Genomic DNA, 15386 nt, shown 5'->3' with positions numbered 1-15386 from the left:
TGGCGGAGGGATGAAATCCGCAGCACACCGCGTTGGTGCCTTCCGTCGGATCAGGACGGACGGGAGGCACCGGGTGGCGGACGCACGGGAGACGGAACGCGGGCAGCGGGGCGGCTGGGCGCGGAGACTGACCGGTTACGCCTGGCGCTACCGGCGCAACGTCGTGCTGGCGCTCGGCTCCTCGCTCGCGGGCATGGCCGTGATGGCCCTCGTCCCCCTGATCACCAAGGTGATCATCGACGACGTGGTCGTCGGTCACACCCGCTCCCTCGCCGTGTGGACCGGCCTGCTGGTCCTGGCGGCCGTCCTCGTCTACGCCGCCACCTACATCCGCCGCTACTACGGCGGCCGGCTCGCCCTCGACGTCCAGCACGACCTGCGGACCGGCATGTACGGGACGATCACCAGGCTGGACGGCAGGCGTCAGGACGAGCTGTCCACCGGGCAGGTCGTCGGGCGCGCCACCAGCGACCTCCAGCTCATCCAGAGCCTGCTCTTCATGCTCCCGATGACCATCGGGAACGTGCTGCTGTTCCTGATCTCCCTGGTCATCATGGCCTGGCTGTCACCGCTGCTGACCCTCGTCGCCGTCGCCGTCGCCCCCGCCCTCTGGTACATCGCCCGCCGCTCCCGCGCCCGCCTCTTCCCCGCCACCTGGTACGCCCAGTCGCAGGCCGCCGCCGTCGCCGGAGTCGTGGACGGAGCCGTCTCCGGCGTCCGCGTCGTCAAGGGCTTCGGGCAGGAGGAGCAGGAGACCGGCAAGCTGCGCGAGGTCGGCCGCAAGCTGTTCGCCGGCCGGCTGCGCACCATCCGGCTGAACGCCCGCTACACCCCCGCCCTCCAGGCCGTGCCCGCCCTCGGCCAGGTCGCGATGCTGGCCCTCGGCGGCTGGCTGGCCACCCGGGGCGAGATCACCCTCGGCACGTTCGTCGCCTTCTCCACGTACCTCGCGCAGCTCGTCGGCCCGGTCCGGATGCTCGCCATGGTCCTCACCGTCGGCCAGCAGGCCCGGGCCGGTGTGGAGCGCGTCCTGGAACTCATCGACACCGAGCCCTCCCTCCAGGACGGCACCAAGGAGCTGCCCGCCGACGCCCCGGCGAGCGTCGAGTTCGAGAACGTCCGGTTCGGCTACGACAAGACCAGCCGCCCCGTCCTCGACGGCTTCTCGCTGACCATCGAACCCGGCGAGACCGTCGCCGTCGTCGGCGCCTCCGGCAGCGGCAAGTCCACCGTCTCGCTGCTGCTGCCCCGCTTCTACGACGTCACGCACGGCGCCGTCCTCGTCGGCGGCCACGACGTGCGGGAGCTCACCCTCGACTCACTGCGCGCCGCGATCGGGCTCGTCCCCGAGGACAGCTTCCTGTTCTCCGACACCGTCCGCGCCAACATCGCGTACGGCCTGCCCGGCGCCACCGACGAGCAGATCGAACAGGCCGCCCGCTCCGCCCAGGCCCACCGCTTCATAGCCGAGCTGCCGGACGGCTACGACACCAAGGTCGGCGAGCACGGGCTCACCCTCTCCGGCGGCCAGCGCCAGCGCATCGCCCTCGCCCGCGCCATCCTCACCGACCCCCGCCTCCTCCTCCTGGACGACGCCACCTCCGCCGTGGACGCCCGCGTCGAGCACGAGATCCACGAGGCCCTGCGCCAGGTGATGGCCGGCCGCACGACGCTGCTCATCGCCCACCGCCGGTCCACCCTGAACCTCGCGGACCGCATCGCCGTCCTCGACGACGGCCGCCTCGCCGACCTCGGCACCCACGAGGAGCTGGAACGCCGCTGCGCCCTCTACCGGCGCCTGCTCACCGACCCGGACGAGCTGGGCGGCCCCTCGCCCGGCCACCGCCCGGCCGCCGCCCCCGAGGAGCCGGAACGCGACCGCGCGCTCCAGGAGGAGATCGACGCCGCGTTCGACGCCGAGCGCGGCATCACGCCCGCGCTGTGGGTGCGCCGGGAGGAGGACCGGGGCACCGACACGACGGGCACGCCCGCCACGCCCGAACTGCTCGCCCAGGTGGACGCCCTGCCCCCGGCCACCGACACCCCGGACGTGGACGAGGCCCGCGCGGTCCGCCCCGAGGACTCCTACGGGCTGCGCCGGCTGCTGCGCGGCTTCGGGCTGCCGCTCCTGGTCAGCCTCGGCCTGGTCGCCGTGGACGCCGGGGCCGGGCTGCTGCTGCCGGTGCTGATCCGCGACGGCATCGACGACGGGGTCACCCAGCTCGCGCTGGGCGCGGTCTGGACGGCGTCCGCCCTCGCCCTGCTCGTCGTCCTCGTGCAGTGGGCGGCCCAGATCGGCGAGACCCGGATGACCGGCCGCACCGGGGAGCGGGTGCTGTACGCGCTGCGGCTGAAGATCTTCGCCCAGCTCCAGCGCCTGGGGCTCGACTACTACGAGCGCGAGCTGACCGGCCGCATCATGACCCGGATGACGACGGACGTGGACGCGCTGTCCACCTTCCTCCAGACCGGCCTGGTCACCGCCTTCGTCTCCCTGGTCACCTTCCTCGGCATCATGGTCGCGCTGCTGGTCCTCGACGTGGAGCTGGCCCTCGTCGTCTTCGCGACCCTGCCCGTCCTCGTCGTCGGGACCGTCTTCTTCCGCCGCAAGAGCGTCAAGGCGTACGAGCTGGCCCGGGAGCGGATCAGCGTCGTCAACGCCGGCCTCCAGGAGTCCGTCGCCGGCCTCCGCATCGTCCAGGCGTTCCGGCGCGAGCGGGACGGGGCCGAGGAGTTCGCCGCCCGCAGCGACGACTACCGCGCGGCCCGGGTGCGCGGGCAGTGGCTGATCTCCGTCTACTTCCCGTTCGTCCAGCTGCTGTCGTCGGTGGCCGCCGCGGCGGTGCTGGTCGTGGGCGCCCACCGGGTGGACGACGGGACGCTCACCGCGGGCGCGCTGGTCGCCTACCTGCTCTACATCGACCTGTTCTTCGCGCCCGTCCAGCAGCTCTCCCAGGTCTTCGACGGCTACCAGCAGGCGGCCGTCTCCCTCGGCCGCATCCAGGAGCTCCTGCGCGAGCCCGCCTCCACCACCGACCGCGACGACCCCCGGCACGTCCGCGAACTGCGCGGCGAGATCGCCTTCGAGGACGTGTCCTTCGCCTACGGGGACGAGGAGGCGGCCCTCCGGGGCGTCGACCTGCGCATCCCGGCCGGGCAGACCGTCGCGTTCGTCGGGGAGACCGGGGCCGGGAAGTCCACCCTGGTCAAGCTGGTCGCCCGCTACTACGACCCGACGGAGGGCAGGATCACGGTGGACGGCGCCGACCTGCGCGGCCTCGGGCTCACCGCCTACCGGCGCCGGCTCGGAGTCGTCCCGCAGGAGGCGTACCTCTTCGCCGGGACCGTGCGCGACGCCATCGCCTACGGGCGGCCGGACGCCACCGACGCGGAGGTGGAGGCGGCTGCCAGGGCGGTCGGCGCGCACGACATGATCGCCACGCTGGACGGGGGCTACCTCCACGAGGTCGCCGAGCGGGGCCGCAACCTCTCGGCCGGACAGCGCCAGCTGATCGCGCTCGCCCGCGCCGAACTGGTCGACCCGGACATCCTGCTCCTGGACGAGGCGACCGCCTCGCTCGACCTGGCCAGCGAGGCGCAGGTCAACCAGGCCACCGACCGGCTGGCGGGCCGCCGCACCACGCTCGTCGTCGCCCACCGCCTGACCACCGCCGCCCGCGCGGACCGGGTCGTGGTGATGGACCACGGCCGGGTCGTCGAGGACGGCACCCACGACGAGCTCCTCGCCCGCGACGGGCACTACGCGGTGCTGTGGCGCACGTTCATAGGGGAGGACGAGCCGGCCGGGGTGTGACCGCCGGCCCCCGGCCCGGGGCCTACACCCCGTCCCGGATCGCCGAGATCTTCCCGGTCGCGAGATCGGAGCGCACGGTCAGGTAGGTGTACGCGGGGTCCTCGGGCGTGCCCCAGGTGAGCCGGACCGTGGACCAGGTGTGGCCGGCGCCGCTGTGGCCCGGGGTGACCAGGTGGTCCGAGGGGACGTCCTGGGCGAGGAGCACACCGTCCGCGTGGTGCGCCGCCTCCCACCCGGCGAGGCGGTCGCGGAGCTCCGGGGTGAGGTAGAAGCCGCGCAGCGCCGTGGCCAGGTTCCCGCCGTCCTCGGCCGCCACCGCGTCGACGTACGCGCTGTAGAAGTCGTCCACCAGCCGGGATTCCCGGGTCGCCGGCTCCTCGGTGACCGTCGCCCCGGCGGACGCCTCGCGCGGGGCGTCGGTGACCGTCGCCCCGGCGGACGCCTCGCGCGGGGCGGCAGTGGCGGCGGGCACGGCGGCGACGGGCACGGCGACGGCGGCGGCCAGAAGCGCCGAGGCGAGCAGCGTACGGCCGGCGGCGCGCCGGGCGGAGCGGGGTCGGGTCATGGCGGTTCCTGCCTTTCGTGGTGGTCTGTCCTGTCCGGCTCCATGGTGGGCCGCTCCGGCTTCCACGGGCGCCGGGCCCGCCGCATGCAACCTCCGGATGGCCTCCCGCGTCGTACGCAGGTACACGCATGTGCGCCCAGGTGTCGGGTAGGGGCGCGGACGTTCGATGAAGCGATGGGGCTGCTGTGACCAGAGGGACCGAAGGACACGTCCGGGGTGCGCGGCGCGGGCGCCGCCGCCATGCCGTGGCCCTCGCCCTGACCACCGCCCTCGCACTGGTGACCGGCGGGGCGGTCGCGGGGAGCGCCGACGCGGCCTCGGTCTGCGCCGGGCGCCCGAAGAAGACCGTCAAGTTCGCGACGGGCGAGGTGCGCGTCTACAAGTCGCGTGCCTACGCCTGCGTCACCGCCGTCGCCGCCGGACCCGGCAAGCGCCGCCCCATGGCGGTGACCATCCAGCCGCGCGGCGGCCTCCCCGTCACCGACAGCGGCCGTTACACCCGGCGGGCCGGCCCGGTGACCGTCCACGCGCTGAACCGGTGCGTGCGGGTCTCCGGCAAGGTCGACGGCAAGGGCGCGCGCACGGGGTGGATTCTGTGCTGACGGGGTGACACCTCCCGCGGCCCGGCAACGGGGTCTGGTGGTGCGCGTGCCGCCCCGCTAGGTTCACCGCGTCAGCTGTGGACCGAGAGGCGTCTCACGGGACTCCGGAGGCGGCTCAGGGGAGGACACGTATGCGCAAGGCGCTCAGAGGAATCCTGTCGCTCGCGGTGCTCATCGGCACGGTGAGTGCGACGGGTGCCTCCGCCGGGGCGGCCACCGCCGCCGTACCGGCACCGTTCGGTACCGCTGTGAGCGACAGCGGGACGAGCACGGACATCAAGGACCGCATCCTGGCCATCCCGGGCATGAGTCTCATCGAGGAGAAGCCCTACGCGGGCTACCGCTACTTCGTCCTCAACTACACCCAGCCCGTCGACCACCGCCACCCGTCCAAGGGAACGTTCCAGCAGCGCATCACCCTGCTGCACAAGGACACCTCCCGCCCCACGGTCTTCTACACCGGCGGCTACAACGTCTCGACCAACCCCAGCCGCTCCGAGCCCACCCGGATCATCGACGGCAACCAGGTCTCGCTGGAGTACCGCTTCTTCACCCCGTCGCGCCCCTCGCCCGCCGACTGGTCCAAGCTCGACATCTGGCAGGCGGCCAGCGACCAGCACCGCGTCTTCACCGCGCTCAAGCGGATCTACTCCGAGAACTGGCTGACCACCGGCGGCTCCAAGGGCGGCATGACCGCCACGTACTACGAGCGCTTCTACCCGAAGGACATGGACGGTGTCGTCGCCTATGTCGCCCCCAACGACGTGGTGAACAAGGAGGACTCGGCGTACGACCGGTTCTTCGCGAGCGTCGGCACCAAGGAGTGCCGCGACAAGCTCGGGGGCGTACAGCGCGAGGCACTGGTGCGCCGCGCGCCGCTGGAGGAGAAGTACGCCCGGTACGCCGCCGACAAGGGATACACCTTCGACACCGTCGGCTCGCTGGACAAGGCGTACGAGGCCGTCGTCATGGACTACGTGTGGGCGTTCTGGCAGTACAGCCTGCTCGCCGACTGCGACGGCCTCCCGGCCGACGCGAAGAAGGCCACCGACCAGGAGATCTGGGACTCGGTCGACGCGATCTCCGGCTTCTCCGCCTACACCGACCAGGGCCTGGCCAACTACACGCCGTACTACTACCAGGCGGGCACCCAGCTCGGCTCGCCCGACATCGAGCAGCCCTGGCTGGGGAAGCTGAGCCGCTACGGCTACCAGCCGCCGCGCAACTTCGTACCGCGCTCGATCCCGATGAAGTTCCAGCCGTCGGTGATGCGCGACGTCGACACCTGGGTGAAGCACCACGCCACGCACATGCTGTACGTCTACGGCGAGAACGACCCGTGGGGCGCCGAGCGCTTCCGGCTCGGGGCGGGCGCCCGTGACAGCTATGTGTTCACCGTGCCCGGCGGGAACCACGGCTCGAACGTCGCGGGCCTCACGCCCTCGGAGAACGCCACGGCCACCGCCGCGATCCTGCGCTGGGCGGGCGTCGCCCCGGCCGCCGTGCGGCAGGACGAGTCCAAGGCGAAGCCGCTCGCGAAGTTCGACGCGCGGCTCGACGGCAAGGAGCTGACGACCGACCACCGCCTCGGCGTCCGGCGCCCCTGACACGGACCCGCCCCGGCGGCCGTGTCACCACGGCCGCCGGGGCGGGAAGCGGTCAGTACGTCAGCCCGTACCCCACCGGATACAGCACCTGCGACGGGTCGTCCGCCCGCTGCACCGGCACCGGGAGCTTCCCCTCCGGCCGGGCCCGGCCCGCGATCACCCGGGCCGCCGCGCGCAGTTCGACGTCGGTCCAGGAGTACGCGGCCAGGTGCGCCTTGTGCCCGGTGCCCGCCAGCCGCGCGATGTCGTACGGATTGCGGATGGCGATCGTGACCACCGGGACGCCCGTCGCGGCCAGCGCGCTGACCAGGGTGCGCTGCGAGCTGGTCGCCGAGACGTTGTACGTCCCCACCACCACCGCGTCCTTGCCCCGCGCCGCCGCCACCGCCGCGTCGATGGCCGCCTTGCCGGGCGCGGTCCCGGTGGACAGCGCGGTCGCGGTGAAGCCCAGCTCGTTGAACGCCTCGGCCAGCGTCGTCGTCGGCGGGCCCGTGGTGCCCGAGGGCGAGGCCGGGTCGGCGCCCACCACCAGCAGGTTGCGGTGCGAGCGGCGCGACAGCGGCAGCAGCCCGCCCTCGTTGGCCAGCAGGGTCGTCGTGCGCTCGGCGATCCGGTCGGCGGCGGCCAGATGCGCCCGGGTGCCGACCGTACGGTCCACCCCGTGCCCGGAGACGAACGGCTGGTCGAAGAGCCCCAGCTTCGTCTTCAGGCGCAGGATGCGCAGGATCGATTCGTCGAGCCGGGCCTCGCTGACCTCACCGCTCTTCACGGCGGCCAGCAGCGCGTTCCACGAGACGTCCAGGCTCGGCGGGTTCAGCAGCTGGTCCACGCCCGCCTGGAGCGCGAGCACCGGCACCCGGTCGTCCCCGTACTTCGTGCGCACGCCCTCCATGCCGAGCGAGTCGGTGACCACGACCCCGTCGTAGCCCAGCTCCTCGCGCAGGATGCCGGTGAGGATCGGCTTCGAGAGGGTCGCCGGGTCCTCGGCCGGGTCGAGCGCGGGCACCACGATGTGCGCGGTCATGATCGAGTCGATGCCCGCCGCGATGGCCGCCCGGAACGGCGGCGCGTCCAGCTCCGCCCACTGCTCCCGGGTGTGGCCGATGACCGGCAGGCCCGTGTGGCTGTCGGTGCTCGTGTCGCCGTGGCCCGGGAAGTGCTTGGCCGTGGAGGCGATCCCGGCGCTCTGATACCCCTTCACCTGCGCGGCGACCATCCCGGCCACGGACTGCGGGTCCGAGCCGAAGGAGCGGACGCCGATGACCGGGTTGGCCGGATTCACGTTGACGTCGGCGTCCGGCGCGTAGTTCTGGTTGATCCCGATCGCCGCCAGCTCGGCGCCCGCGATCTGCCCGGCCCTGCGGGCGTCGGAGCGCGAACCGCCCGCGCCCAGCGCCATCGCGCCCGGCATCAGCGTGGCGGGCTCGCCGACGCGGCAGACGATGCCGTGCTCCTGGTCGGTGGAGATGAGCAGCGGGATGCGGGACGGGCCGGCGAGGCCCGCGCGCTGGATGCCGTTGGAGAGCTCGGCGATCTGGTGCGGGTCGCGGGTGTTGTGGGCCCAGGCGAAGTAGATGATCCCGCCGACGTGGTACTTGGCGATCAGCTCGGCGGCCGTGCGCACCCCGATCTCGGCGAGGTTGGCGTCGATGTCGGCCTGGTCGGGCTCGGTGGCGGAGTGCCCGTACACCCGCATGACGAAGAGCTGGCCGACCTTCTCCTCCAGGCTCATCCGGGAGATGAGCCGCTTCAGCCGCCGGGTCGTGGCGGCGGAGTCGTGGCTGCTGTGCGCGGAGCCCGGGGAGGCGAGGGCTCCTGGGGCGGTCGCCATGCCCGCCGCCGCCGCGACGGCGGTGGCGGCGGTGGCGGTGAGGAGGGTGCGTCTGGAGGTGCGGTGGTGCACGTGAGCTCCTTCGGCCGTTCTCGGTGACGAGGGGGTGAAAGAAACTTCCAAGGAGCACGGATATCCAGAAAATAACTTCCGGTCAAGGGTGCGGGCCGTTTCGAGCGCGTCCGGGGCCCCGCCGCCCGGCCCGTCCGGTACCGCTTACTGCTTGGGCGCGCCCAGCCGCAGCAGGTGCTCGCGCCCCGCGCCCAGCAGCCCCGGCAGCTCCGCCGCCCCCGGGTACCAGCGCTTCTCGTACTCCCAGCAGACCCAGCCGTCCGGGTCCAGCGTGTCCAGGCACGCCCGCAGCGGCAGCACCCCGGCCCCGAGCGCGAGCGGCGCGGTGCCGTCCGCCGACGCGATGTCCTTCACCTGTACGTAGCCGAGGTGCGGGGCCAGCACCGCGTGACTGGCCACCGGCTCCTCGCCCGCCAGCCAGGTGTGCATGACGTCCCACAGCGCGCCGATGCTCTTGTGCCCCACCGTGCCGGCCACCCGCGCCACGTCGGCCCCCGCCCGGTGCGAGTCATGGGTCTCCAGCAGGACGCGTACGCCCAGGTCGGCGGCGTACGGAGCGGTCGCGCCCAGCCGGCGCGCGGCGACCGCGTCGGCCTCCTCCGGGTCCTGGCCGCCGCCGCCGGGGAACACCCGGACGTACGACGCGCCCAGGTCCCGGGCCAGCTCGGTCAGCGCGGCCAGCTCGTCCAGGACCGGCTGGTCGTCGCCCCCGGCGGCGACCTTCGCGTACCCGGCGACGGCCAGGACCTCCACCCCGCCCCGCTCGAACTCCGCGCGCACGGCGGCCCGTTCGGACGCGCCGAGCCCCAGGTGCACCGGCTCCTCGGGGTGGGCGCGCAGCTCGACCCCCTGGTAGCCGTGGCCGGCGGCCAGCCGGACGACCTCGGGCATGGGCAGCCCCGGCACCCCGAGGGTGGAGAAAGCGAGCTTCACGTGCGTGGTCCTTCCGTCGATGCACGAGGGCGGTGGCCCTCACGTGTACCCCGGCACGCGGCCCGGACTCACCCCCGGGGCGCCCCCGTCGAGCCGCGCACCATCAGCTCGGCCGGGATCAGCGCGATGCCGCCCGGCGGCGGGTCCTCCTTGCCCATGGCCAGCCGGCCCGCCCGCGCCCCCGCCTCGAAGAGCGGCAGCCGCACGGTCGTCAGGGCCGGGACCGCGTCCACGGAGAACGGCAGGTCGTCGAAGCCGGCCACCGAGATGTCCTGGGGGATGCGCAGCCCCCGGTCGCGGATCGCCGCCGCCGCGCCGAGCGCCACCGTGTCGTTCGCGGCGACGACCGCCGTGATCCCCGGTTCGCGGCGCAGGAGTTCGACCGTCGCGTCGTAGCCGGAGCCCCGGTCGTACGAGCCGTGCACGGTCAGCCGGTCCTCGTCCCCGGCCGCCCCCGCCGCACGCATCGCCTCCCGGTGACCGGCCAGGCGGTGGCGGGTGGTGGTCCGTTCCAGCGGGCCCGCGGCATAGCCGATCCGGTGGTGGCCCAGGGAGAGCAGATGGTTGGTCAGGCGCCGGGCGCCGCCCTGGTTGTCGAAGGCCAGCGCGGTCGGCACGGACGCCCCGTCCGGCAGCGGGGGCCGCCCGCACAGCACCACCCGGGTCCCCGCCTCCGCGAGCTTCGCCAGCTTCGCGGCCATCGCGGCCTGGTGCTCCGGGTTCTCCACCGCGCCCCCGGTGAGGACGACGGCGGCGGCGCGCTGGCGCTGGAGCAGGGTGAGGTAGGTCAGCTCGCGGGCGGGGGAGCCCCCGGTGTTGCAGACGACCGCCAGCTTCTCGCCGCCCGCCCGCGCCGACCCGTCGCCCGGCCCGCCGATCTCGGTCTGCGCGGCGCCCGCCATGATCCCGAAGAACGGGTCCGCGATGTCGTTGACGAGGATGCCGACCAGATCCGAGGTCGCCGCCGCCAGGGCGCTGGCCTGCCCGTTCAGCACGTAGTCCAGGTCGTCCACCGCGCGCAGGACGCGCTCCCGGGTGGACGCCGCCACCGGGTAATTGCCGTTCAGCACACGGGAGACGGTGGCCGGGGACACCCGGGCGCGGGCCGCCACGTCCGCCAGGGTGACTGTCATCGCTTTCCTCCGTGGCCGGTGACCGATTGACGGGCCCCCTCTTGTCCGGGCCGCTGTCGGCAGGCTAGCGTCATCCCGCATAGAAAGCGCTTGCTACGGCTGTACGGAGGGAACTTTCGTGACACGCAGGACAGTGCGCATCGCCATGAACGGCGTGACGGGACGCATGGGATACCGGCAGCACCTGGTGCGCTCGATCCTCGCGATCCGCGAGCAGGGCGGCCTCGACCTCGGCGGCGGCGACGTGCTGTGGCCCGAGCCGATCCTGGTCGGCCGCCGCGCCCACGCCCTGGAGGAGCTGGCCGCCCGCCACGGCCTGACCGAGTGGTCCACCGACCTGGACGCGGTCCTCGCGGACGAGACCGTCGACATCTACTTCGACGCCCAGGTCACCCAGGCCCGGGTCGAGGCGATCAAGAAGGCCGTCGCCGCCGGCAAGCACGTCTACACCGAGAAGCCCACCGCCACGGACGTCGAGGGCGCCCTCGACCTGGCCCGCCTCGCCCAGGAGGCCGGCATCAAGCACGGCGTCGTCCAGGACAAGATCTTCCTGCCGGGCCTGCTGAAGCTGAAGCGCCTCATCGACGGCGGCTTCTTCGGCGAGATCCTGTCCGTGCGCGGCGAGTTCGGCTACTGGGTCTTCGAGGGCGACTGGCAGGAGGCCCAGCGCCCCTCCTGGAACTACCGCGCGGAGGACGGCGGCGGCATCGTCGTGGACATGTTCCCGCACTGGGAGTACGTGCTCCACGAGCTGTTCGGCCGGGTCACCACGGTCCAGGCGCACGTCCAGACCCACATCCCGGAGCGCCGGGACGAGCGCGGCGAGCCCTACGCGGCGACCGCCGACGACGCCGCCTACGGCATCTTCCAGCTGGAGGGCGGCGCGGTCGCCCAGATCAACTCCTCCTGGGCGGTCCGGGTCAACCGGGACGAGCTGGTCGAGTTCCAGGTGGACGGCACCCACGGCTCCGCCGTCGCCGGCCTGCGCAACTGCCGCGTCCAGCACCGCTCGGCCACCCCGAAGCCGGTCTGGAATCCGGACCTGCCGGTCACCGAGTCCTTCCGCGACCAGTGGCAGGAGGTCCCGGACAACGCGGTCTTCGACAACGGCTTCAAGGCCCAGTGGGAGCTGTTCCTGCGCCACATCGTGCTGGACGAGCCCTACACCTGGGACCTGATGGCGGGCGCCCGTGGCGTGCAGCTCGCGGAGCTCGGCCTGAAGTCCCACGCGGAGGGCCGCCGCCTGGACGTCCCGGAGCTCTCGCTGTGACCCGCCGCCCCCCTCACGGACCCCAGGAGCCGTCCCCGTGACCATCCATCTCCCGCAGGGCCCGTACGAACCCCGGGCCACCCCGCTCGACCTCGCCCCGACGGGGACGCCGCTCGCCTCCCGTACGGTCTTCTCCGCCGCGCACGTCGTGGCCGACCCGTACGCCGACACCACCCCGGACTCCCCGGCCGCCGTCGACTGGGACGCCACCCTCGCCTTCCGCCGCCACCTCTGGTCGCACGGGCTGGGCGTGGCCGAGGCCATGGACACCGCCCAGCGAGGCATGGGCCTGGACTGGGCGGGCGCCGAGGAGCTGATCCGCCGCTCGGCCGCCGAGGCGAAGTCGGTCGGCGGGCGCATCGCCTGCGGCGTCGGCACGGACCAGCTGCCGCCCGGCCCGGCGACGCTCGCCGAGGTGCGCTCCGCCTACGAGGAACAGCTCGCCGTGGTCGAGGAGAGCGGCGCCCAGGCCATCCTGATGGCCTCCCGCGCGCTCGCCGCCGCCGCGAAGGGCCCCCAGGACTACCTGGACACGTACGCCCATCTGCTGCGCCAGGCCACCGAACCGGTCGTCCTGCACTGGCTGGGCCCGATGTTCGACCCGGCGCTCGAAGGCTACTGGGGCTCCACCGACCTGGACCTGGCCACCGACACCTTCCTCCAGGTCATCGCGGAGCACCCGGACAAGGTCGACGGCATCAAGATGTCGCTGCTCGACGCGGACCGCGAGATCGACGTGCGCCGCCGGCTGCCGGGCGGGGTCCGCTGCTACACCGGGGACGACTTCAACTACCCGGAGCTGATCGCGGGCGACGACCGGGGCTTCAGCCACGCGCTGCTCGGCATCTTCGACCCGCTGGGCCCGCTGGCCGCGCACGCGGTACGGGTGCTGGACACCGGTGACACCAAGGGCTTCCGCGAACTGCTCGACCCCACGGTCGAGTTGTCCCGCCACCTCTTCCAGGCGCCGACCCGCTTCTACAAGACGGGCGTGGTCTTCCTGGCCTGGCTGGCGGGCCACCAGGACCACTTCACGATGGTGGGCGGCCTCCAGTCGGCCCGCTCGCTCCCGCACCTGGCGAAGGCGTACGAACTCGCGGACGGGCTCGGCCTGTTCCCGGACCCGGAGCTGGCGGAGTCGAGGATGCGCGCGCTGCTGACCGTGCGGGGAGGCACCCGATGAGCGACGGCCGTCTCTCCGTCAACCAGGAGACCATCAAGCAGTGGTCGCTGCCGGAGCTGGCCGAGGGCTGCGCGAAGGCGGGCATCGACAAGGTCGGCCTCTGGCGGGCCCCGGTGCAGTCGTACGGGATCGAGGCGACGGCCCGGCTCCTCGCCGACCACGGCCTGACCGTCACCAGCCTGTGCCGGGGCGGCTTCCTCACCGCGCTGGACCCGGCGGAACGGGCCCGCGCCCTGGACGACAACCGCGCCGCGCTGGACGAGGCGGCGGGCGTGGGCACGGACACCCTGGTCCTCGTCTCGGGCGGCCTCCCGGAGGGCAGCAAGGACCTCTACGGCGCCCGCGAACGCATCGCGGACGCCCTGGCCGAGCTGGCCCCCTACGCCGCCGAACGCGGGGTGCGGCTGGCCATCGAGCCCCTGCACCCCATGTTCGCCTCGGACCGCTGCGTGGTCTCGACGCTCTCCCAGGCCCTGGACCTCGCCGAACGCTTCCCGGCCGACCGGGTGGGCGTGGTCGTGGACACGTACCACCTGTGGTGGGACGACCAGGCCCCCGCCCAGATCGCGCGGGCCGGCGCGGCGGGCCGCATCCACTCCTTCCAGCTCGCGGACTGGATCACCCCGCTCCCGGCGGGCGTCCTGCTCGGCCGGGGCCAGCTCGGCGACGGCAGCGTCGACTTCCGCTTCTTCCGCGAGGCGGTGGAGGCGACGGGCTTCGACGGCCCGGTCGAGGTGGAGATCTTCAACGAGGCGCTGTGGGCGAGGGACGGCGCGGAGGTCCTGGCGGAGGTGGCGTCCCGCTACGCCGAGCACGCCTGCTGAATACGGTCGCCCCGGGGCCCGCCTGTGCGGTGCGGGTCCCGGGGCGGCCGGCACCCTCGGCTTCGGCCTTTTCGATGTCCTCGTGGACGGGCGACGAACGGCCTATGAGACCGCCAAGCAGTCGATCGAGCTGTGGCGCATCGCCACGGACCGGAAGCAGCACGACAAGGCGGCGAAGGTGGTCCGGGTGGCCTGGGACCGCCCGCTCGCGGACGTCCTGGCCGGAATGCTCCACCAGTCCGGCCATCCGGCCGCGGAGCTGCTGTTCAGCGGCGAGGAGGAAACCCTTGGGCTCCTCAGGGACCAGGAATTGCGGGAGGCGTTCCTGTCCCGCGTGTGATGGTGTCCCGGCGAATCCGGCTGTGGTGAGCGCGGGTTCGCCGGGATGTGTTGTCGCTCAGGCGCCCAGGCGGCCGTCCTTGAGGGCGGTGACGAAGGAGGTCCAGCCGCCGGCGGAGAAGACGACGGCGGGACCGTCGGCGGCCTTGCTGTCACGGACGGGGACGGAGGCGTGGCCGCGGGCGGCTTCGAGACAGTCGCCATTGTTGCCACCGCTGTAGCTGGACTTGAACCATCCGGACACGGAACGGGAGTCAGCGTAGGGGCGGTTGTGGCTGTGCATTTTCGTGCTCCTCTGCGATGGCCCGGATGAGATCGATCGAAGCCCGTTGGGGCGCCGCGTCACCCAGGGCGAGAGTGTAGGACTCCTGGCAGGCGGCCACCAACGCCGGATCATCCATCAGATTGCCCGTCTGAAGTCCCTCCACGTACGCGAGTGGAGGGCCGTCCGCGAAGTCGAGCATGTAGAGCGCGCTCTCCATGAGCGCGTGGGCCCCTACGGCAAAGGGCAGTACATGCAGACGCAGGCGCCCGGAGACTGCCATGTCCGCGATCTTGCGCAACTGCTCCGCCATGACCTGAGGGCCACCGACGCGCCGTCGGAGAGACGCTTCGTCGAGGAGCGCCCAGACGACCGGACGCGCCGACTCCGCGAGCATCCGGCCGCGCTCCAGACGGTTGACGACAAACGTGTCAAGCTCGTCCGGCTCAAAGTTGGTTCTGTACGCCTCGAAGACGGCACGGGCGTACGGGCCGGTCTGGAGAAGCCCGGGGATCAGCGACAACCCGTACAGGCGCACCTCGGTGGCCTGCCGCTCCAACTCGGCCACGAGTGCGAAGTACTGGACGAATTTGGAGTCCAAATCCTCAAGCCACCGCACGAAGAACCCGCCCGTATTCAACGCCCGGTCGATCCTCGCCGCGTCCTCCGGGGTCGGCAGCCGCCGCCCTGCCTCGTAGTGGCTGATCAGCGTGGGCGAGCAGACCACCATCTCGCTCAGCGCCTCCTGTGTCAGGTTTGCCGCGACGCGTTGCAGCCGCAGCTCCGCGCCGTACTTCTGCCGCGGTGAACGCGGCACCCGCTTCGTACCCATGCGGCTCAACTCCCCGTCTTGACGTACCCGCTGTCATCCCCGACCCCCTGGCAGCGTAGCGACGCGCGACCCCACTCTGTGATGGGTTCGCTACCGAACGCAGACCCCCGGAAGGAAGC

General features: G+C 72.8%; 13 protein-coding genes. 7 read left to right on the top strand and 6 right to left on the bottom strand.

Annotated features, from left to right (window positions below):
• The first annotated feature begins 73 nt into the window (after positions 1-73).
• Complete coding sequence (locus FKN01_RS02750; protein WP_143616078.1) at positions 74-3814, top strand: ABC transporter ATP-binding protein; 3741 nt, start codon at positions 74-76, stop codon at positions 3812-3814.
• Positions 3815-3836: 22 nt separating this feature from the next.
• Here FKN01_RS02750 and FKN01_RS02745 read toward each other — a convergent pair whose 3' ends face one another.
• Entirely contained in the window at positions 3837-4379 is a 543-nt protein-coding gene (locus FKN01_RS02745; RefSeq protein ID WP_143616077.1) for a hypothetical protein, read from the bottom strand.
• Positions 4380-4564: 185 nt separating this feature from the next.
• On the opposite strand from FKN01_RS02745, the gene FKN01_RS02740 reads away from it, so the two are divergent.
• Both FKN01_RS02740 and FKN01_RS02735 read left to right on the top strand, forming a co-directional pair.
• On the top strand, positions 4565-4981 hold the full coding sequence (locus tag FKN01_RS02740) for a hypothetical protein (protein ID WP_143616076.1): 417 nt from the start codon (positions 4565-4567) through the stop codon (positions 4979-4981).
• A gap of 131 nt (positions 4982-5112) precedes the next feature.
• Entirely contained in the window at positions 5113-6588 is a 1476-nt protein-coding gene (locus FKN01_RS02735) for a S28 family serine protease (protein ID WP_143616075.1), read from the top strand.
• A gap of 52 nt (positions 6589-6640) precedes the next feature.
• Here the strand turns inward: FKN01_RS02735 and FKN01_RS02730 are convergent, their stop codons facing one another.
• From FKN01_RS02730 to FKN01_RS02720, 3 genes are all read right to left on the bottom strand, one after another.
• The gene (locus tag FKN01_RS02730) at positions 6641-8491 is read right to left on the bottom strand and encodes a glycoside hydrolase family 3 protein (RefSeq protein ID WP_143616074.1); all 1851 of its coding nucleotides are present in this window, start codon (positions 8489-8491) and stop codon (positions 6641-6643) included.
• Between the two features lie 144 nt (positions 8492-8635).
• Positions 8636-9424, bottom strand: coding sequence for a sugar phosphate isomerase/epimerase (locus tag FKN01_RS02725; RefSeq protein ID WP_143616073.1), 789 nt, complete (start codon positions 9422-9424; stop codon positions 8636-8638).
• 68 nt (positions 9425-9492) lie between these two features.
• Positions 9493-10557 (bottom strand): LacI family DNA-binding transcriptional regulator, encoded by a 1065-nt coding sequence (locus FKN01_RS02720; protein ID WP_143616072.1) that lies wholly within the window; start codon positions 10555-10557, stop codon positions 9493-9495.
• A gap of 118 nt (positions 10558-10675) precedes the next feature.
• Here FKN01_RS02720 and FKN01_RS02715 point away from each other — a divergent pair, with 118 nt between their 5' ends.
• From FKN01_RS02715 to FKN01_RS02700, 4 genes are all read left to right on the top strand, one after another.
• Positions 10676-11827: a Gfo/Idh/MocA family protein gene (locus tag FKN01_RS02715; protein ID WP_143616071.1), complete on the top strand. Its 1152-nt coding sequence runs from the start codon at positions 10676-10678 to the stop codon at positions 11825-11827.
• Between the two features lie 37 nt (positions 11828-11864).
• Positions 11865-13010 (top strand): dihydrodipicolinate synthase family protein, encoded by a 1146-nt coding sequence (locus FKN01_RS02710; protein WP_143616070.1) that lies wholly within the window; start codon positions 11865-11867, stop codon positions 13008-13010.
• Positions 13007-13834, top strand: a complete 828-nt coding sequence (locus FKN01_RS02705; RefSeq protein WP_143616069.1) for a sugar phosphate isomerase/epimerase — start codon at positions 13007-13009, stop codon at positions 13832-13834. The genes FKN01_RS02710 and FKN01_RS02705 overlap by 4 nt, the downstream gene beginning before the upstream one ends.
• Before the next feature lie 82 nt (positions 13835-13916).
• Positions 13917-14174, top strand: coding sequence for a hypothetical protein (locus tag FKN01_RS02700; protein ID WP_185992718.1), 258 nt, complete (start codon positions 13917-13919; stop codon positions 14172-14174).
• Positions 14175-14231: 57 nt separating this feature from the next.
• Here the strand turns inward: FKN01_RS02700 and FKN01_RS02695 are convergent, their stop codons facing one another.
• Both FKN01_RS02695 and FKN01_RS02690 read right to left on the bottom strand, forming a co-directional pair.
• A complete protein-coding gene (locus FKN01_RS02695; protein ID WP_143616068.1) occupies positions 14232-14456 on the bottom strand; it encodes a DUF397 domain-containing protein in 225 nt (74 codons plus the stop codon).
• The gene (locus FKN01_RS02690) at positions 14428-15267 is read right to left on the bottom strand and encodes a helix-turn-helix transcriptional regulator (protein ID WP_143616067.1); all 840 of its coding nucleotides are present in this window, start codon (positions 15265-15267) and stop codon (positions 14428-14430) included. Before FKN01_RS02690 ends, FKN01_RS02695 begins: the two co-directional genes overlap by 29 nt.
• Between the last annotated feature and the right edge of the window lie 119 nt (positions 15268-15386).

Origin of the sequence: Streptomyces sp. 130, from assembly GCF_007096885.1 — a bacterium.
GTDB lineage: Bacteria > Actinomycetota > Actinomycetes > Streptomycetales > Streptomycetaceae > Streptomyces.
This window is presented reverse-complemented; position numbering and strand designations above follow the sequence as displayed.

What these genes read in the sequence shown, in the direction of transcription:
- FKN01_RS02705 (WP_143616069.1), top strand. Translation starts at nt 13,007, where the DNA reads ATGAGCGACGGCCGTCTCTCCGTCAACCAGGAGACCATCAAGCAGTGG.
- FKN01_RS02745 (WP_143616077.1), bottom strand. Translation starts at nt 4,379, where the DNA reads ATGACCCGACCCCGCTCCGCCCGGCGCGCCGCCGGCCGTACGCTGCTC.
- FKN01_RS02695 (WP_143616068.1), bottom strand. Translation starts at nt 14,456, where the DNA reads ATGCACAGCCACAACCGCCCCTACGCTGACTCCCGTTCCGTGTCCGGA.
- FKN01_RS02720 (WP_143616072.1), bottom strand. Translation starts at nt 10,557, where the DNA reads ATGACAGTCACCCTGGCGGACGTGGCGGCCCGCGCCCGGGTGTCCCCG.
- FKN01_RS02735 (WP_143616075.1), top strand. Translation starts at nt 5,113, where the DNA reads ATGCGCAAGGCGCTCAGAGGAATCCTGTCGCTCGCGGTGCTCATCGGC.
- FKN01_RS02690 (WP_143616067.1), bottom strand. Translation starts at nt 15,267, where the DNA reads ATGGGTACGAAGCGGGTGCCGCGTTCACCGCGGCAGAAGTACGGCGCG.